This window comes from Photorhabdus africana, from assembly GCF_035181445.1.
In the GTDB taxonomy this organism is placed as follows: domain Bacteria; phylum Pseudomonadota; class Gammaproteobacteria; order Enterobacterales; family Enterobacteriaceae; genus Photorhabdus; species Photorhabdus laumondii.
Map to the genome: position 1 here is coordinate 11,858 of NZ_JAXBVE010000048.1, position 22,624 is coordinate 34,481.

Genomic DNA, 22,624 nt, shown 5'->3' on the forward strand with positions numbered 1-22,624 from the left:
TAAAGGACTATTGATGGGGAAATCATCGAATAGAAGTACAGAGTACATATTTACTGGGAAATATTACGACGATAATGACGGTAATAGTATTATTGCTATTGGTATTGGTGGTGAAGTTTATGCTTATGGCGGAGATGATGATGTTACGATTGGTTCATTAAAGGTCGATGTATACCATACGAATGGTGAACTTTCGGTAAAGGGAGCCTCAGGTTATACCGGTATTCGTAAAACAGGAGATGGCGGCTTGTCATTTGCTGGCGCAGCCGGTACGGCTTTTATTGATCATACGGGTGAAACCGGGGATTTATCTTATTCGGGTGCTGCTGGCTATAACAAACTGGTTCGTAAAGGTTTATCTGGAGATACTCGTTTTAAAGGGGCGGGTGGATACAATGAATTATGGCATGAAACTGATCAGGGAAATGTTTATTTTGCTGGCGCAGGAGCGGCTAATAAAATTGACCGTACCTGGTCTAATCATTATGAGGGTACTCAAGGAGATGTGACATTTAACGGCGCAGGTGCTGCAAATAGTATCGATTCGCGGATAGAAAGCGGTGATGTCATTTTGAATGGTGTTGGTGCTGATAATCATATTGTACGTAAAGGTAGAGAAGGTAACATTATCTTGCGTGGTGCGGGGGCAGCGAATCGCATTGAACGTATACGCCACAGTGAAGATCAGTATGGACAGACACAAGGTGATATTACTCTTGAAGGTGCGGGTGGTTATAACAAACTCTATTCTGATGTTGCCCACGGTAATATTTATTTTACTGGTGCAGGCGCTTATAACGAAATTACCCGAGCAGGTGCGAGAAATGAAATAGAATTTGCTCAGGCTAAAGATATTGTGATGACATCAGCAACAATGGAAGAACGTGGGATTCAACAATTTCAACAAGTTAAAGCAGTTAAATCCGAGGTAGAGCCTGATACTTATCTCTTTGCCATTGCCGATAATGTTAATACTAAAGTTGTCGTTGTACGGCTGCAAAATAATCCTGATACCGGTAAGCTCCGTTATTGTGCCACTTCCTGGTATAAGGAAGGTCATCATCTTAAGGATATTGCTAAGGAAAATATCGATGTAAATAATGGATTTATCCCCGTTAAAGGGGATGATGCTATTACGCTTGCTAATATTAATTTTGTATATCGACAAGAAACCACAATACAGGGTGTTGAGGAGGCATTATTAACCGATGAATGGGTGAATTATTCCGATGGTAATAACATTAAAGCGAAAAACGTCACATTGGGTCGTGCCAAAATGGGGGGATACGCGATCTCTTCTAATGGGCTGAAAATCGATGTCTCTCCGGTGAAATCAAACGAGCAGCCGGATACTTATGTATATGCAGTATTCCTGGATCCTTATACCAAAGTGGTTGAGGTTAAGTTGGCGAATGATAATGAAACAGGAAAGCTGAAATATATTGCAAGATCTTGGTATAAAAAAGGTGACAATACTGGCCGTTTAGCGAATGAACGTTTTTCCTATCCTCGCGGTTATCGAACAATTGGGGCTGGTTATACATTAAGTCAGCTTCACTATGATTTAAATGTAACAGATGAGATTACTGATTGTCTGACGGATATTGAAGGTTATTCTGAGCAAGATGTTATCAAATCATCAAAGAATGGCGGTGATAGTTCCGGTAATATTTATTTCATCGGTGCCGGTGGTGGAAACATTATTACATCCAATGTGACGCACGGTAATATTAATTTCACAGGAGCGGGAGCGGCTAACATTATTCTGCACAGTTCAACATTCGGTAATACGTATTTTGAAGGAGGCGGAGGTGCTAACGTCATTGTGAAAAACGGTGAAGAGGGCGATCTATCGTTTCGTGGTGCGGGTTTAGCCAATGTCTTGGTTCACCAGAGCCAGCGCGGGAAAATGGATGTTTACGCTGGTGGTGCGGTAAATGTTCTCGTGCGGGTCGGGGATGGACGATATCTGGCTCACCTTCTGTCCTATGGCAATATCTCGATCCACAAAGGCAACGGTGACAGCCGGGTACTGATGTTGGGGGGATATAACACTCATACCCAAATAGGTGATGGTAGTGCGAACGGGTTCGGGGCGGGTGGTTTTAATGTCATCACTCAGGCCGGAACAGGGGATATCTTCTCCGTACTTTTGGGTGGCACTAACGTGCTAACAAAGCTCGGTGCGGGCGATCTGGTTGCCGGTATGTTCGGTGGTGCCAATATTCTCAGTCATCTCAGTGAGGAGACTGAAACCGCCAACACCACCGCCATTGCGTTGGGCGGCGCCAATATCCTGACTAAAAAAGGGAAAGGCCATGCGCTGGCGGTCATGGGCGGCGGGACAAATGTTCTTACGCATATCGGTGACGGCAATACCACGGGCGTTATGCTGGGTGGCGCGAATATCTTGACCAAAGTCGGAAAGGGTGACACGACCGGCATCATGTTTGGTGTTGGCAACGTGTTGACCCATATTGGCGACGGTTTGACATTGGGCGTGATGGCCGCAGCAGGGAACATCTTCACTAAAGTCGGGGAGGGTACATCAATTGCGGCCATGATTGGTGCGGGTAACCTGTTTACTCATGTCGGCAAAGGGGATGCCTGGGCGTTAATGGGTGGTTTGGGTAATATTTTTACCAAAGTGGGTGACGGTAATGCGCTGGCATTGATGGTAGCAGCGGGCAATGTGTTTACGCATATTGGTGATGGCACCAGTGTTGCGCTGATGCTGGCAAAGGGCAATATCGCCACGAAAGTGGGTAATGGCATGACCTTGGCGGCGATGATCGGTAAAGCCAATCTCTTTACCCATGTTGGGGAGGGCAATACCTTTGCGGCCATGATTGGGGGTGCCAATGTGCTGACCAAAGTCGGTAATGACCTGACTGCTGCCTTAATGGTAGGGAAAGCCAATATCTATTCGCATGTGGGCAATGGCGCCAGTATTGGTTTGTTTGCCGGTGAACTGAACATCATGACCAAAGTGGGTGATGGCACAACGCTGGCGGCCATGTTTGGTAAAGCCAATATGATGACCCATGTGGGGGATGGCTTAACGGGTGTCTTGGCACTGGGTGAGGCCAATATCGTTACCAAAGTGGGTGATGATTTTATGGGGGTTGTTGCGGCGGCGAAAGCGAACGTTATTACGCATGTTGGTGATGCGACGACTGCCGCTATCCTGTTTGGCAAAGGCAATATTCTGACCAAAGTGGGCGACGGTACCACAGTTGGCCTGCTTATTTCCGATGTGGGTAACGTGATGACCCATGTCGGCGAGGGCACGACAGTGGGGTTTGCCAAAGGTAAAGCCAATATCATCACGAAGGTTGGTAATGGTACCGGCGTAAATGCGGCTTGGGGTGAGGCGAATATCCTGACCCAAGTGGGGAATGGCGACCGTTATAATTTCGCGAAAGGTAAAGCCAACATCATTACCAAAGCAGGGAAGGGACAGGACGTCACGGTGGTTCAGGGGGATGTCAATATTATCGCTCATGTGGGTAATGGTGATGATTACACCGGTGCCTGGGGCGAAGCCAACATTATCACTAAAGTCGGTGACGGGCGTAATGTGGTGCTGGCGAAAGGTAAGGCTAACATTGTCACTCAGGTAGGTCAGGGAGACAGCTTTAATGCCTTGTGGAGTGAAGGCAATGCCGTCACCAAAGTGGGTGACGGCATGCAGGTGACGGTGGCAAAAGGGAAAGCTAACGTAACGACAACCGTGGGCAATGGCTTAAATGTCACCGCTGCTCATGGTGACGCTAACATAAACACTCATGTAGGTAACGGCGTTTCGGTTAACCTAGCGTGGGGTAAGCACAATATTAATACCAAAGTGGGCAATGGCTTGAATGTGGCGGTCATGAAAGGTCAGGGTAACGCCAATATTCAGGTGGGTGATGGTCTGGGTATCAACGCTTGTTATGCACGTAATAACGTGGCGGTCAAGATTGGTAATGGTGATTTCTACAGCTTCTCTGTTACAGAAAGCAACAAACTTTCTTCCCTCTTTGAGCATATCAAACAGACAACATTAGGTGTGGGGGGCAGTCAGGCAATCAACTATTTGGTTCATGGGGAGGAAGCTAACACGTCGGGCACCCACAAAGGCAGAGGTGCGATTAATTTAGCGGAAGTATCTGCCATTGATGGCTTTCAGATGGATGAAATTGCGCCGATAAGTTCAGATTTAAACCATTGTCTCAATGGTGCTATAACAGGCGTGGAGACGCCTGACGTCAGTTCAATAGAAGGTGCTTTGAGTCAAAAAACGCTATCGGTGTCAGATCAAGATGAAAATCTGATCGTCAATGGTGATTTTGAACAAGGTGAGCTGGGTTGGCAGTCAACTCATGGTATAGAGGCATATAACCCAGCAAGTGCTTATGGTCTTGATCATACTGGTTATGGTGAACGAGTCAGTAAATTTGATGTTGATAAAAACACCGTAATTTGGCGGGAATTACAAAATTTGTCTGAAGGAGACGTGGTTTCACTGACTTTTGATTTTATGAGTCATTTAGAGAGGGTGGACCGTGATCTGAGTGACAGCGGAATAATGGTGTTGTGGAATGGTAAGTCTGTATTCTCAGCTTCTGGACCGGGAGCTATATGGCGAACTCAAAAACTTGATTTAATGGCAAAAGCAGGGACTAACCGGATTGAATTTAAAGGTACAGGTCAAGATGATGGATTTAGCTATATTTTAGACAAGATCGCTGTGAAATCTGAGACGTCACTGATTGTCAATAGTGATCTTGAGCAAGGTAAATTGGATTGGCAATCAACCAATGATATTGCGGCCTATGGCCCAGTGAGTACCGATGGGCCTAATAATACCCGTTATGGCGAACGAGTTAGTGAACTTGATGTTGATAAAAACACCATTATTTACCAGGACCTGCAAAACCGTTTTGAGGGAGAAGTGATTTCGCTGAGCTTTGATTTTGCCAATCGTCCCGATGCTTATTCAGCCGACAATGGTATGGATGTTTTCTGGAACGGCAAACTTGTATTCTCGACTTTTGGCGATGCCGCGAAATGGCAAAATAAAACACTAGAGCTGACAGCAAAAGCGGGCAGTAATCGAATTGAGTTTAAAGGAACCGGTTTGAGTGATGGCGTAGGCTATATTCTGGATAACGTTATCGCAAAATCTGAGAGCTCACGACAAGCTAATATTATTACCGAACATGTGAAACAGGATGAAGCGGCGCAAAATGCATTAAGCGATAAAGAAAAAGCAGAAAAAGATCGCCAACTGTTGGAACAGGAAAAAGAGAAACAACTGGCGGAGATGGCGAAATCGCAATCCCAGTTGGAATTAACCGATCAGGCAGCAGTTAGCCAAAATGGGCTGACACAGCGTAATGCGATAGAAGCAGAAGCGCAGGCGGAGACTGACAAACTGGTTTCCATGACGCAAGGTTTGGATGCGCTTGGTGACTATGCCAATTACAGCGGCCAATCAGGTGACCAATGGCGTAATCAATTTGCTAGCCAATTGCTGGACCACGCTCAGGATAAGTTGAATGACATCAAATTTATTGCACAGCGAAAATTAACGAATGCCCGACAATCTATTATGGATAACCAACAACACGTAAAAGAAGCGGTTAAGAAATCCGAGATTGGCGCAGCACAAAGTGAACAGCATCATGCCAGTGCAAAACAAGATATTGCAGAGGCTCAGAAGAGAGCAGAATTAAGAAAAGAAGAAGCATTATTGCAGCAACAGCAGGCCAAAGAAGCGGAAAATGACGCAAATATCGCCTATCAGGGGGCGGAGTATCGGGGTAAACGTGATATTGCTGCGGCTGAAAATAAAATTGCCCAGGTACAAGAAGATGTTAGAGGGGCAAAACAGAGCGATTCCAAACCTGATCGTAGCGGTGCCGGTGGTAGTGGTTTGTCTGGTAATGGCTATGAATCGACAGGCGCGGGGGAAACCGGTAGCTATATTGATCCCGAATTAATACCGGAAGCTGAAAAAAAATTCTACAAAGGATTGACCGAAGAAGAGCTACAAGCGTTGGATGATGCTAAACAAGCGGTTGATTGTCTACAGATAAATGCCAGTATTCGCGCGGAAAATACCGGCGTTTTAACTACTTCAAAGTTTGCCAAAGGACAACCTGACGATAGGGTGATACCAACGTCGAACAGTTCAGGTGAGCGTGTCAGAAGAGTGCCGCGGATTTCAGGCATTAATCTGAAATCGTTGGGGAATGATGTCAAGGTAGAGCAGAAAAATTCCACTATATTTGAAAATGCAAAATTTAATTTATTGAAAGAGGGAAACAAGCTATTTATCAATCCCAATGTGCGAACATTGGGGCGAAAAAGGAAGCTTAGCACGGCGCTGGCCACGGTACGCGATACTTTCTATAAGACGATGAGCCATTTCGATGAAGAGCATATATTGCTGCTTGAACAGGCGATAGCTGATTGGCAACAGCATAGCCCAAAGGAATTTGCTCTGCGCACCAATCAGGTGAACTTAGTCCGTTTTAAAATGGGCCGGATGATAGAGCACTTGCAGGCTCAGCGAGCTGAATCCGCTGGCGTCCTTGGGATCGCCGTGGCGCCTCGACATGCTGAACATCTTAAGCAGCGAGTCATCTTTGATGGAACCGGACGTGTTGTCGGTTTAAAAGGCGGTATAACACAAAACGAAATTAATCGTCTTATTGAGTGGCAGATTACCCCATTGACTCGAACGAATTCAACCGCTGAACGGGAAGCGCCTAAGACCGAAAGTGAAAGTCTGATTGCTTTTATGAGCCGATTGGAAACCGCGAATATCCCGGAAGCGAGGTTTTTGATTGGACGGGCCAGGAAACTCTGGCTCACTGGGCAAGTCACCTCGAAGGAAACTATCAAGTTATTTGATGATGCTGCCAGCCAGTTACAGGCATATCCTGAGTTACATGGTTTGGTACTGTCATTACAGGCTGATGCTCACAGAGAAAAGTCAACTACTCAATATATTGACAACTTATTTGGTCGTCGTTTTGATTCTGAAGTGGCCCATACGTTGGTAAAAATGGCGTCACCGGATGCGATAGCCACCTCCAGGCGGATAGGTCAGTTTCTGGTGCAGGAGTTTGAGTTGTATATGCAAAGTACTACTGACTCACCCGTACTCGACGGACAGATTGCTATCAGGATGCAAGCTTTTGCCGAAAAAATTAAACAGGATATTCGTCCTTGGTTCAGTCGGGTGCCTGAACTGACCGCATTCCTGCAACAACCGACCTTGGATAACTTTAAGATCATGATGACTAAGGTGGATAACGGCTTTGAAATGATCAAAATTCCGTTTCTGGCAGTAAAAATGTCGAATACTGATGGTATGGGGTTACATTTATCGCAATGGAAGGCGGAAGCGGACATTTTCTATCGCGAGGAGATCTACAAGGCGCGTTCCACCAGCAGTAAGTTAACGAATATGGCGGATGTTACCTATAAGGTGAAGTTAACTGAACAGCAAACCAATGATTATGGTATTGCACTGCCCTACCAACCATCTGGTGATCAATATGGAGATTTCCTGTATGGCAGAAAGGTAGCGGCGGGCAGAGTGCTGACGCCCGGACAGGAAACAACGCTTGAGCGTAACGCCTTGGCGCAGGGGCATTCCGTGGTGACAGGGGCATCTGGCTCGACCAATATCATGGTTCATCTCAATAACTATATTGCCAGTCAAGATCCTACTTTCTCGCAAGAGCAGGCTTACCTTAATACGTTGGCATTTCTGGTGTTTGATGGCGGTCATTCGGTTAATGAAAGTTTGGTGGTCTACAAAGCATTGCAGATGACTGGTGATGAACGTCGGCAAGTACTACAAAACTACACCGCCAGTTATATGGATCTGATGGATATCGCTGGAGATAAAGGAAAATTATCGATAAATCAGGCATTAAATAGCGCATTTGAGAAAACCCAACACCTTTATCGAGAAAATACCCCTGAGAGAGAACAGAACGGCTCTTCGGTGGAAGCATTACAGGCGTTATCGGGTAAAAATGGCGCGTCAGAGTCGGTATTAATGGAGAATGATGGTACTTCGCCACGGGATAAAGACTCTTTAAATCCAGTAACCCGATTCTTTAACAACGAATTGTATGGTTTTAAAGAAGAGCGCCGCCATATCAGTGATGAGACGCAGACCATTCTTAATGATGCGGTTGCTAATGGCAGCTCAAGCAAAATCACCCTAAAAGGCGAAGAGGGACGTTTAACCGGATATTACCATCAGGGTGACATAAAACCAGATGATATCTTGACGGTGGCAGAGAAAAAAGTCGTGCTTTTCCTTCATGGTTCAGGTTTATCCGCGGAAGAGCAAGCTCATGATATCCAAAGCCATTATCAAAAGCAGGGCATTGATATACTTGCTGTCAACATGCGCGGCTATGGTGGTAGTGATGGTAGTCCCGGTGAGCAAGGGTTCTATCAGGATGCCCGGACGATGTTTCGCTATTTGGTGCAAGATCGCGGTATTAAGCCGGGTAATATTATCCTTCATGGTTATTCCGTTGGTGGGCCGGTGGCGGCAGATCTTGCTCGATATGCGGCGCAAAATAATCAAGCCGTGTCAGGTCTGTTATTCGACAGGCCAATATCGAGTATGACCAAAACCATAACCGCGCATGACGTACCAAATCCTGGTGGCATGATTGGGGTATTGGCAAAAGCGATGAACGGCCAATTTTCAGTAGAAAAAAACCTCAAAGGAGTGCCGATCAATACGCCGATCATGCTGTTAACTGACAATCAAGGTTTAGGGCATGAAGGAGAAAAGCTGCGTGCAAGATTGACCGCTTCTGGTTATCGCGTATCGGGTGAACAAACCTTTTATGGTCATGCCGAGAGCGGTGCTTTAATGAGCCAATATACTGATAGGATTGTCTCGACGCTCTCCGATTTTCAAAATAAAAATCGGGATAGGGTGAAGAACTCGTGGCAAAAGAGTGGCAATCGTGGGATGCGTTTTGATGGTCAGATCATTATTCAAATGGAAGATGACCCGGTTGTAGCAAAAGCCGCGATCAATCTGGCGAGTAAACACCGGGAATCCAGCGTGGTGGTTAAACTTGATTCTAATGGCAAATATCAAGTCATTTATGGTGATCCTGCTGGATTATCAGGCAAATTACGTTGGCAGATTGTGGGTCATGGCCGTGACGAATCGGCACAAAATAACACTCGCCTGAGTGGTTACAGTGCTGATGAATTGGCAATCAAACTAAAACAGTTCAGCCAGAACTTTGAGCAGGCAGGTAAACCTGATCGTATCAGCATCGTGGGTTGTTCACTGATTAGTGATGATAAGCGGAATGGTTTTGCCTATCGTTTTATTACCGCTTTAGATAAACAGGGTATCCGTAGTGAGGTTTCGGCCCGTCGTAGTGAAGTGGCTGTTGATGCAACAGGCCGTAAATTTACCCGCGATAAAAATCATCAGTGGGTTAACAAGTTGGACGATAACAAACTGGTGTTACGCTGGAATGAGCAGAGTGAACTAACGACTACAACAGAAAGATTGCGTCGCGGTGTGGCTGAAAGCGATATCAACCTTGCCAAAGTGGGGTACACAGACACTGATTCAGTAACCAGAGGAGCAATTGCGGATAACCATGATGTTTTCACCGCGTCAGGGAAGCGCAAAAACAGGGTTGAGCTTGGTTCAAATCCTCAATCGGATAAGCCGCCGAGTTACGCCGGGAATATACAAGTAAACGTGGGCGACGGTGAATTTACTGCGATCAACTGGGGAACCTCGAACGTCGGTATTAAAGTGGGTACGGGTGGCTTTAAGTCACTGGCCTTTGGTGACAACAATGTGATGGTGCACATCGGGGAGGGTGACAGTAAGCACAGCGTTAATCTGGGTGGTTATCAAGCATTTGAAGGGGCGCAGATGTTCATTGGCAACCGTAACGTCAGCTTTAACCAAGGTCGCAGTAATGACTTGATTGTCATGATGGATAAATCCATCCCTACGCCACCGTTGGTTAATCCATTTGATGGTGCTGCGCGTATTACCGGTGTACTAAAATCTATTGCTCATTCCGGCGAAGAGTGGAATTGGTTGGCGGCGCAAAATCAGCAGTGGACGCTATCTGGCGTGAAAAAATTTGTGCGGGACATGTCTGGTTTAGACCAAACCAGTAGTGTGGATTACAAGACATTGGTTGATCTGGATTCGCAGCTCAAGCGCAGTAGCCGGGGTTTGAAAAGTGACACAGAAGCGGCATTGAGCAAAAAATATCACCAATGGTTAAGTAGTCAGGGCGACAATATTGATGCCAGTAAAATGAGCCGTGCGGATAAATTCCGTCAAGCCAATGAGAAACTGGCTTTCAATTTTGCGGTAGGTGGTCAAGGGGCGGACATTCAGGTCACCACCGGAAGCTGGAACTTTATGTTCGGTGACCATATTCAATCGATTCTGGATACCAACTTAGGTTCTCTGTTTGGCCTGATGACGCAGCAATATTCGGCAACGGGTATGGCGAAGACAACATTTACTTACAATCCCCAAGACTTACCGCGTCAGCTTAAAAACAAACTGCTTGGTCGGTTAGCCAGTGTGAATGCAGAGACCACTTTAGCGGATATTTTTGGCGTGGATTATACCCCGGAGGGGCAGATTGTTGCCCGTACTGGTGAGCCGGTTGATGGCAAGGCGATTTTGCGAGAGATGCTGGAAGTGATTAAGCAGTTTGGGGGGGATAAACTCCGTGTCTTTGCTGATTCGGATAAATGGATTGAGGGGTTGAAACAGCACGCCGATATGAGTGCCGATGGTATTGAATCATTTCTTGTCAGTCATGGGCTGAAAGAGAAAGCGCCTGATGAAAATCGGGAAAAGAGTGTACCGGGCGCCATTAACAGTGGGAATAGTCAGGCTAATGACAAATCAGAGCGGGCATTGGGCTTTAATTCGCTGAATTTGCCTAACCTGTTTGCGACGATATTCAGCAAAGATAAACAAGAAGAGATGAAGTCACTCGTGACCAACCTGAAAGAGAATCTAACCGCAGATTTGCTCAACATGGAGCAGAAAACGTTTGATTTCTTGCGTAACAGCGGTCATCTGCAAGGGAATAGTGATATCCATATCTCGTTGGGGAACTACAATTTCAATTGGGGCGGTGATGGTAAAGATCTTGGTGCTTATCTGGGCGATAACAACAACTTTTGGGGGGGACGTGGTGATGATGTTTATTACTCCATCGGCACTTCCAACCTCTTTACCGGTGGTGAGGGGGATGATCTGGGCGTTCTGATGGGACGTGAAAACTGGATGTTTGGTGGTAGTGGCGATGATACCGCAGTGGTAGCCGGGCGGATTAACCATGTGTTCATGGGTGAGGGTAATGACCAGACATTTGTTTTTGGTGAAGGTGGCATTATTGATGCCGGTAATGGGCAGGACTACGTTGTCACTTCTGGTAACTACAACCAGGTGGATACTGGGGAAGATCAGGATTATGCCGTGACTATCGGTAATAACAACCGGGTTGAGCTGGGTGAAGGCAATGACTTTGGCCGGGTGTTTGGTAATGACAACCGAATTGATGGCAACATGGGTAACGATGTCATTAAACTGATGGGCTATCATGCAGTCATCAACGGTGGAGAAGGTGATGACCACCTGATCGCGGCCACAATTTCGAAATTCAGCCAGTTTGACGGCGGTGAGGGTCAGGATCTACTGGTTTTGGGGGGATACCAGAACCACTTCCAGGGTGGTGCAGGAGTAGACAGCTTTGTGGTCAGTGGTCAGGTGATTGACAGTCAGGTTGATGATATCAATGCAGAAGATATGATTGTCTTTAACGATATTGACTGGCAAAACCTGTGGTTCCAGCGCAGTGGATATGATCTGGTGTTATCAGTGAATCGCCGTACTCAGGATAAAACTGCTCAGAGCCTGTTTGAATCGGTGGGTTCAGTCACTTTTAGTGATTACTTTAATGGTAATCGTGCCAAATTAGTGACGCAGATGGGGCGTAAGGATGCGTCAGGAGAGCGGGAGTTTACTGCGCTGTCGGATAATGCGGTTGATACCTTAATCCAGGCAATGAGCAGTTTTGCGCCCACCGTGGGAGATAATGGTTTTATTGATAATCTGGCGAGTCAGGCGAAAATGGCCATGACAACGGCGTGGGCAGATACTACGATTGGCAAGGTGCGGTTTGCGTAATTAATTCTCAAGAATAAAAGTTAAAATAAATAATAAAAAAGGCTCACAGAATCGGTGAGCCTTTTTTTACTACTGAATAATAGATATCCATTATATTATAGTTCACTGATCGATGATCGTGTTTATTAATTAATTTTATTTTCATTAATTAATTTTATTTATTTGTCGTTATTATTTTCTGACTAAAAAGTAGGATGTTATTATCTCATTTACTTATATTGTTTTAATGATTATAATCTACGTGGTTATTTATGGAAATGGAATAAAATAATTGATCGTAATTGATGAAATTTTATATCTTAGCTTAGTCGTTACTTTATTCTCTTCTCTTCTCTGTATTTTCAATATTATCGCGGAAAAAATATCTGTTAGTTATCTATGCTCCCGGGGATTCTTTCCCTTGCCGTCGCGATGCATCTTGAAATCCATAGGGTATATTAATAAATTACTTTTTAGAAAAAGTAGGTTTGATAAATTTGGGTAAACAATATTTGATGTAATTTTAATGGTGGTTCATTTGATTTTTTGTTATTAAAAAATAAGAAAATTTTACTGTTTAGGTAAAAGTTGAATATTAAAAATAACGGTTCTATCCGCTATATGCAATGGTTTTTTGCTTAATATCAATGATAAATTAAAGAGTTATTAATGGGTAAATCATCAAATAGAAGTGCAGAGTTCTTCTTTTCAGGAGAATATTACGACGATAATGACGGTAATAGCATTACTGCTATTGGGGTTGGTGGTAACGTTTATGCTTATGGCGGAGATGATGATATTACGATTGGTACATTTAAAGTCGATGTATACCATACAGATGGTGACCTTGAGGTAAAGGGAGTCTCAGGTTATACCGGCATTAGTAAGACAGGAAATGGTGCCCTGTCATTTGCGGGGGCCGCCGGGACGGCTTTTATTGACCATTTGGGTGAAGCCGGGGATTTATCTTATTCGGGTGCGGCCGGCTATAACAAACTGGTTCGTAAAGGGGTGTCTGGTGATACCCGTTTTAAAGGGGCCGGTGGATACAATCAGTTATGGCATGAAACTCACCAAGGCGATTTGTATTTTTTCGGTGCAGGAGCGGCTAACAAAATTGACCGTACTTGGTTTAGCCGTTATCAAGGTTCACAGGGAAATGTGATATTTAATGGCGCAGGCGTGGCAAATAGCATCAATTCGCGGATAGAAAGCGGTGACATTATTTTGCATGGTGCTGGTGCTGATAATCATATTGTGCGTAGAGGTAGAGAGGGTAACATTATCTTGCGTGGTGTGGGGGCAGCGAATCGCATTGGACGTATACGCCACAGTGAAGATGGGTATGGACAAACACAGGGTGATATTATTTTTGAAGGTGCGGGGGGATATAACACACTCTATTCTGATGTTGCCTACGGTCATATTCATTTTGCTGGTGCAGGAGCTTATAACAAAATTACCCGAGTAGGTGTGAAAAATGAAATAGAATTTGCTCAGGCTAAAGACATTGTGATGACATTAGCAACAATGGAAGAATGCGGGATTCAACAATCCCGGCAAGTTAAAGCAGTGAAATCCGCGGTAGAGCCTGATACTTATCTCTTTGCCGTTGCCGATATTAATGTGGTATATGGACAAGAAACCCCGATACAAGGTGTTGAAGAGGTATTATTAACCGACGATTGGGTGATTGGTGTCAAAGTTAAAGTGGAAGATGTCACACTGGGTCGTGCCAAAATAGGCGGAGATGCGATTTCTTCTGATGGGCGGAAAATCGATGTCTCTGCGGTTAAATCAAACACGCAGCCGAATACTTATGTGTATGCAATATTCCTGGATCCTTATACCAAAGTGGTTGAGGTTAAGCTGGCGAATGATAGTGAAACAGGGAGGCTGAAATATATTGTAAGATCTTGGTATAAAGAAGGTGATTATACTGGCCGCATAGCAGATGAAACTTTTTCCTATCTTCATGGTTATCGATTAATAATGGCTGATTATACGTTAAGTGAGCTTCACTATAAGTTAAATGTAACAGATGAGATTACTGATTGTTTGACTGATCTTAAAAGCTATTCTGAGCAAGATGTTATTAAATCATCAAAGAGTGGCGGTCATAGTTCTGGTGATATTTATTTTAGCGGCGCAGGGGGTGGAAACGTTATTAAGTCGAACGTGACGCACGGTGATATTAATTTCACAGGAGCGGGGGCGGCGAACGTTATTCTGCACAGTTCAACATTCGGTAATACGTATTTTGAAGGCGCGGGTACCGCCAACGTGATTGTAAAAAAGGGTGAAAAAGGGGATCTGACATTCCGTGGCGCGGGCTTAGCTAATGTTCTGGTTCACCGGGGCCAGAGTGGGGAAATGGATGTTGATGCTGGTGGCGCGACAAATGTTCTTGTGCGGATCGGGGATGGGCAATACCTGGCTCATCTTCTGGCTTATGGCAATATCTCAATTCACAAAGGCAACGGCAGCAGCCGGGTGCGGATGCTGGGCGGATATAACACGCATACTCAGATAGGTAATGGTGATGGGAACTGGTCTGGGAAGGGCGGTTTTAACGTCATCACTCAGGCGGGAAAAGGGAGCATCTTCTCTGCACTGTTAGGTGGCGCTAACGTACTGACTAAACTTGGGGCGGGCGATCTGGTTGCCGGTATGCTTGGCGGTGCCAATATTATCAGCCATCTCAGTGAGGAGACTGAAACCGCCAACAGCACTGTTATTGCGTTGGGCGGCGCTAACATTTTTACCAAGAAAGGGAAAGGCCATGCGTGGGCAGTCATGGGCGGCGGGGCAAATGTTCTTACGCATATCGGGGACGGCAGTACCACGGGCGTTATGCTGGGTGGTGCGAATATCTTGACCAAAGTCGGAAAGGGTGACACGACCGGCATCATGTTCGGCATGGGCAACGTGTTGACCCATGTCGGCGATGGTTTGACACTGGGTGTGATGGCTGCGGCAGGCAATATCTTCACCAAAGTCGGAGAGGGGACAGCGATTGCGGCTCTGATTGGCGCCGGCAACTTGTTTACCCATATCGGCAAAGGGGATGCCTGGGCGCTAATGGGCGGTGCAGTGAATGTCTTTACCAAAGTGGGTGACGGTGATGCACTGGCATTGATGGTCGCGGCGGGCAATGTGTTTACGCATATTGGGGATGGCACCAGTGTTGCGCTGATGCTGGCAAAAGGCAATATCGCCACGAAAGTGGGTGATGGCATGACGTTGGCGGCGATGATCGGCAAAGCGAATCTCTTTACCCATATCGGGGAGGGCAATACCTTTGCGGCCCTGATTGGCGGGGCCAATGTGCTGACCAAGGTCGGTCATGACCAGACCGCTGCCTTAATGATAGGGAAAGCGAATATTTTTACCCATGTGGGTAATGGCACGAGTATTGGCTTGTTTGCCGGTGAACTGAACGTGATGACCAAAGTGGGTAATGGCACAACACTGGCGGCCATGTTTGGTAAAGCCAATATAATGACTCATGTGGGGGATGGCTTAACAGGCGTGTTAGCACTGGGTGAAGCCAATATCGTCACCAAGGTGGGCAATGATTTTATGGGGGTTGTTGCCGCGGCGAAAGCGAACATTATTACGCATGTCGGCGACGCGGCAACCGCCGGTATCCTGTCTGGCAAAGGCAATATTCTGACCAAAGTGGGTGACGGTACCACAGTCGGCCTGCTTATTTCCAAAGTGGGTAACGTGATGACCCATGTCGGTGATGGTTTGACCGTGGGGGTAACCAAAGGAAAAGCCAATATCATCACGAAGATTGGTAATGGTACCAGCGTAAATGCGTCTTGGGGGGAAGCGAATACCCTGACTCAAGTGGGAAATGGCGACTGTTACGCCTTTGCGAAAGGTCAAGCCAACTTCGTAACTAAAGTGGGGAAGGGACAGGAAGTCACGGTGGTTCAGGGGGATGCCAATATTATCACCCATGTGGGTAACGGTGATGATTACACCGGCGCCTGGGGCAAAGCCAACGTTATCACTAAAGTCGGTGACGGGCGTAATGTGGTGCTGGCGAAAGGTCAGGCCAACATAATCACTCAGGTAGGTCAGGGAGACAGCTTTAATGCCTTATGGAGCGAAGGCAATGTTGTCACCAAAGTGGGAGACGGTATGCAGGTGACGTCGGCGAAAGGGAAAGCTAACGTGACCACGACAATAGGCAATGGTTTAAATGTCACCGCCGCGCATGGCGACGCTAACATTAACACTCATGTGGGTGAGGGTATTTCGGTTAACGTGGCGTGGGGGAAATATAACGTCAATACCAAAGTGGGCAATGGCCTGAATGTGGCGGTCATGAAAGGCCAGAGTAACGCCAATGTCCAGGTGGGGCAGGGTTTAGCGGTTAATACCGCTTATGCGCGCAATAATCTGGCGATTAAGATAGGTGAGGGGGATTTTTACAGCCTGGCGGTTGCAGAGAGTAATACGGAAAGCAATAAACTGGCCTCTTTCTTCGACAATATCAAACAAACTGTGTTCGGTGTGATGGGCAGTCAGGCGATCAACTATCTGGTGCAGGGGGAGGAAGCTAACACGTCGGGCACTCATAAAGGCAGAGGTGCGATCAATTTAGCGGAAGTTTCTGCTATTGATGGCTGCCAGATGGATATAATTGCGCCAGTAAGTTCAGATTTGAGCAATCGTTTGCTTGGTTCTGTCACCGCGGTCAAAACGCCTGAGCTCGAAAATATTCATCATTCATTGAATATTAATGAAAGCGATGATTCGGAACAGGAAGCTAATCTGATCATCAATGGTGATTTTGAGCAAGGTAAGTTGGGTTGGCAGTCAACTCATAGTATACAAAGTATAGAGGCACATAGTCCTGCGGGTGTTTATGGTCTTGATGATACCGGTCATGGAGAGCGCGTCAGTGAACTTGATACTGATAAAAACACCACAATTTACCAGGATCTACAAGACCGTTCTGAGGGAGAAGTGATTTCACTGAGTTTTGATTTTGCCAACCGTCCCGATACTTATTCAGCCGACAATGGTATGGACGTTATCTGGAACGGCAAACTTGTATTCTCGACTTTTGGCGACGCCACGAAATGGCAAAATAAAACACTGGCGCTGACAGCAACAGTCGGCAGTAACCGCATTGAGTTTAAAGGAACCGGTGTGGATGATGGCGTAGGCTATGTTCTGGATAACGTTGTTGCAAAATCAGAGAGTTCACAACAAGCCAATATTATTACCGAATATGCGAAACAGGATGAAGCGGCGCAAAGTGCGTTAAGCGATAGAGAAAAAGCGGAAGAAGATCGCCAACTGTTGGAACAGGAAAAAGAGAAACAACTGGCAGCGATTGAAAAATTACAATCCCAATTAGAATTAACGGATCAGCAAGCACTTAGCCAAAATGGGCTGACGCAGCGGAATGCGATAGAAGCAGAAGCGCAGGCAGAGACTGATAAACTGGTTTCCATGACGCAAGGTTTGAAAGTGCTTGATGACCATGCTGATTACAGCGGCCAATCAGGTAATCAGTGGCGCAATCAGTTTGCTGCCGAGTTCTTGAATCATGTTCAAAATGAGTTGAATGACACCAAATCTATTGCACAGAAAAGATTAGCTGATGCCCGACAGGCTATTACGGATAACCAACAACAAGTCAAAAAAGCGGTTGAAGAATCAGAAGCAGGCGTAGCACAAAGTGAGCAGCACCATGCCAGTGCAAAACAGGATATTGCAGCAGCTCAGGAAAAAGCAGCGTTAAGGAAAGAAGAGGCATTATTGCAGCAACAGCAGGCTAGGGAAGCGGAAAATGACGCAAATATCGCCTGTCAGGAGGCGGAAGATCGGGGTAAACGTGATATTGCGGTGGCTGAAAGTCAGATTGCTCAAGTACAAATCGATGTCAACGCAGCAAAACAGAGCGATTTCAGACCTGATCCTGATCGTATCGGTGCCGGGGGGAGCGGTTTATCGGGCAAAGCCTACGAATCGACAGGCGCGGGGGAAACCGGTAGCCATATTGCTTCCGAATTCATGCCGGACATTAACAGAAGATTCTACAGGGGATTGACCGAAGAGAAGCTACAAGCACTAGAAGGGGCTAAACAAGCGGTTGATCATCTACAGATAAATGCTGGTATTCGCGTGGAAAATACCGGCGCTTTAACTGCTTCAAAATTTGCCGAAGGACAACCTGACGATAGGGTGATGCCAACGTTGAGCGGCTCAGGTGAGCTTGTCAGAAAAGTACCGCGGATTTCAGGCATTAATCTGGAATCGTTGGGAAATGATGCCAGGGTAGAGCAGGAAAATTCCGCTATATTTGAAAGTGCAAAATTTAATTTATTGAAAGAGGGCAGTAAACTGTTTATCAACCCTAATGCTAATGAGCGAACATTAGGGCAGAAAAAGCCGCTGAGTCAAGCGCTGACTGCTGTACGTGATATTTTCTATAAAACGATGAGCCATTTCGATGAAGAGCATGTATTGCAGCTTAAACAGGCGATAGCTGACTGGCAACAGCGTAGCCCAAAGGAATTTGCTCCATGCGCCAATCAAGTGAACTTAATACATTTTAAGATGGATCAGATGATTGAGCACTTGCAAGCTTGGAGAGCCGAATCCGTAGGGGTGCTTGGGATTGCCGTGTCGCCTCAGCGTGCTGAACAACTTAGTCAACGCGTCATCTTTGATGGAACCGGACGTGTTGTCGGTTTGAAAGGAAATGTCACCCAAGACGAAATTAATCATCTTATTGAGTGGAAAATTACCCCCTTGACCCGAACGAATTCAGCCGCTGAACGGGAAGCGCCTAAGACCGAGAGTGAAAGCCTGATTGCTTTTATGAGCCGGTTGGAAGCCGCGAATATCCCGGAAGCGGAGTCTTTGATTGAACGGGTTAGGGAGCTCTGGCTTACCGGGCAAGTCACCTCGAAGGAAACTATCAAGTTATTTAATGATGCTGCCAGCCAGTTACAGGCATACCCTGAGTTACAGGTTTTGGTATTGTCATTACAGGCTGACGCTCACAGAAAAAAATCGACCACCCAATATATTGACAACTTATTTGGCCGTCGTTTTGATTCTGAGTTGGCGCATACATTGGTGAAAACCGCGTCACCGGATGCGATAGCCGCCTCCAGACGGATAGGTCAGTTTCTGGTGCAGGAGTTTGAGTTGTATATACAAAGTACAGTTGGCTCAACCATTCGCGATGCACAGATTGCTTGCAGGATGCAAGCTTTTGCCGAAAAAATTAAACAGGATATTCGTCCTTGGTTCAGTCGGGTGCCAGAACTGACCGCATTCCTGCAAAAACCGACCTTGGATAACTTTAAGATCATGATGACTAAAGTGGATAACGGCTTTGAAATGATCAAAATTCCGTTTCTGGCGGTAAAAATGTCGAACACGGGTGGTATGGGGTCACATTTATCGCAATGGAAGGCGGAAGCAGATATTTTCTATCGGGAGGAGATCTACAAGGCGCGTTCGACCAGTAATACATTAACTCATCATGCTGATGTGACCCACACAGTGAATTTAATTCAACAGCAAACCAATGAGTATGGCATTGCACTGCCCTACCAGCCATCCGGTGATCAATATGAAGATTTCCTGTATGGCAGAAAGGTGGCGGCAGGCAGTGTGCTGACGCCCGGACAGGAAACCGTGCTTGAACGTAACGCTCTGGCGCAAGGGCATTCTGTGGTGTCAGGGGCATCTGGCTCGACCAATATCATGGTTCACCTCAATAACTATATTACCAGTCAAGATCCCACTTTCCCGCAAGAACAGGCATACCTTAATACGTTGGCGTTTCTGGTGTTTGATGGCGGCCATTCGGTTAATGAGAGTTTGGTTGTTTACAAAGCATTGCAGGAGACCGGTGATGAACGTCGGCAAGTACTACAAAACTATACCGCCAGTTATATGGATCTGATGGATATCGCCGGAGATAAAGGAAAACGATGGATAAATCAGGCATTAAATAGCGCATTTGAGAAAACCCTGCACCTTTATCGAAAAAATACCCCTGAGAGAGAACGGAACGACTCTTCGGCGGAAGCATCACAGATGTTACCAGGCAAACATGGAGCGTCAGAGTCGGTATTCATTGAAGATGATGGTGCTTTGCCACAGGATAAAACCGTTTTAAACCCAGTGACTAACGAACTGTACGGTTTTAAAGAAGATAAAAGTCGGGATGGGGTGAAGAGCTCGCAGCAAAAGAGTGACAATCGTGGGACCCGTTTTGATGGTCAGATCATTATTCAGATGGAAGATGACCCGATTGTCGCAAAAGCCGCGATCAATCTGGCGGGTAAACACCCGGATTCCAGTGTAGTGGTTAAACTGGCTGCGGATGGCAAATATCATGTCATTGATGGTGACCCTGCCGGATTATCAGGCAAGTTGCGTTGGCAGATTGTGGGGCATGGCCGTGACGAATCGGCACAAAATAACACTCGCCTGAGTGGTTACAGTGCTGATGAATTGGCAATCAAACTAAAACAGTTCAGTCAGGACTTTGAGCAGGCAGGTAAACCTGAGCGTATCAGCGTCGTGGGTTGTTCACTGATAAGTGAGGATAAGCAGAATGGTTTTGCCTACCGTTTTATTACCGCCTTAGATAAACAGGGTATCCGTAGCGAGGTTTCAGCCCGTCGAAGTGACGTGGCCGTTGATGCAACAGGCCGTAAATTTACCCGCGATAAAAATTATCAGTGGGTTAACAGATTGGACGATAACAAACTGGTGTTGTGCTGGGATGAAGAGGGAGAACTCACGACTACAACAGAGAAGGAGGAGCGTTGTGGGGTGGCGGAAAGCGATATCAACCTTGCCCGAGTGGGGTACACGGAAGCTGATTCAGTAACCAGAGGGGCAATTGCGGATAACCATGATGTTTTCATCGCGCCAAGGAAGCGCAAAAACAGGATAGAAACCGGTTCAAATCCTCAATCGGATAAGCCGCTGAGTTACGCCGGGAATATACAGGTAAACGTGGGTGATGGTGAATTTACCGCGATCAACTGGGGAACCTCGAACGTCGGTATCAAAGTGGGTACGGGCGGCTTTAAGTCGCTGGCTTTTGGTGACAACAATGTGATGGCGCACATTGGGGAGGGGGACAGTAAACACAGTATCGATATTGCTGGTTATCAGGCGCTTGAAGGGGCGCAGGTGTTTATTGGTACTCGTAACATCAGCTTCAACCAGGGGCGCAGTAATGACCTGATTGTCATGATGGATAAATCCATCCCTACGCCACCGTTGGTTAATCCATTTGATAACACTGCGCGTATTACCGGTGTACTAAAGTCTATTGCAGGTTCCGGTGAAGAGCGGAACTGGTTAGAGGAGCAGGATCAGCAATGGACATTATCGGGCGCGAAAAAATTTATGCGGGACATGTCTGGTTTAGACCAGACCAGCGGTGTGGATTACAATACGTTGGTTGATCTGGATGCACAGCACGAACGCAGTAGCCGGGGTTTGAAAAGTGACACAGAAACAGCATTGAATAAAAAATACCACCAATGGTTAAGTGATAACGGCAATGATATTGATACTAGTAAAATGAGCCGTGCGGATAAATTCCGTGAGGCCAATGAGAAACTGATTTTCAATTTTGCAGTAGGTGGTCGAGGGGCGGACATTCAGGTCACAACCGGTAGCTGGAATTTTATGTTCGGTGACCATATTCAATCGATTCTGGATACCAACCTGGGTTCGTTGTTTGGCCTGATGACGCAGCAATATTCAACAACGGGTATGGCGAAGACAACCTTTACCTACAAGCCCCAGGACTTACCGCGTCAGCTTAAAAATAAGCTGCTGGGTCGGTTAGCCGGTGTGAATGCAGAGACCACGCTAGCGGATATTTTTGGTGTGGATTACACGCCGGAAGGGCAGATTGTTGCCCGTACTGGCGAGCCGGTTGATGGCACGGCGATTTTGCGAGAGATGCTGGAAATGGTTAAGCAGTTTGGGGGGGATCAACTCCGTGTCTTTGCTGATTCGGATAAATGGATTGAGGGGTTGAAACAGCACGTCGATATGAGTACCGATGGTATTGAATCATTTCTTGTCAGCCATGGGCTGAAAGCTGATGAAAATCGGGAAGAAAGTGTGCCGGACGTCATCAACAGTGGGAGTAGTCAGACTAATAACAAACCAGAGCGGGCATTGGGCTTTAATTCGCTGAATTTACCTAAACTGTTTGCGATGATATTCAACAAAGATAAACAAGAAGAGATGAAGTCACTCGTGACCAATTTGAAAGAGAATCTCACCGCGGATCTGCTCAATATGAAGCAGAAAACATTTGATTTCCTGCGTAACAGCGGTCATTTGCATGATGATGGCGATATCCATATCTCGTTGGGGAACTATAACTTCAACTGG

General features: G+C 46.2%; 2 protein-coding genes. Both read left to right on the top strand.

Annotated features, from left to right (window positions below):
* Positions 1-13 precede the first annotated feature (13 nt).
* Complete coding sequence (gene rtxA / locus SLS51_RS19750) at positions 14-12,229, top strand: MARTX multifunctional-autoprocessing repeats-in-toxin holotoxin RtxA (protein WP_323840303.1); 12,216 nt, start codon at positions 14-16, stop codon at positions 12,227-12,229.
* Positions 12,230-12,877: 648 nt separating this feature from the next.
* The coding region (rtxA, locus tag SLS51_RS19755) for an MARTX multifunctional-autoprocessing repeats-in-toxin holotoxin RtxA (protein WP_323840304.1) at positions 12,878-22,624 on the top strand (9,747 nt) is incomplete at its 3' end.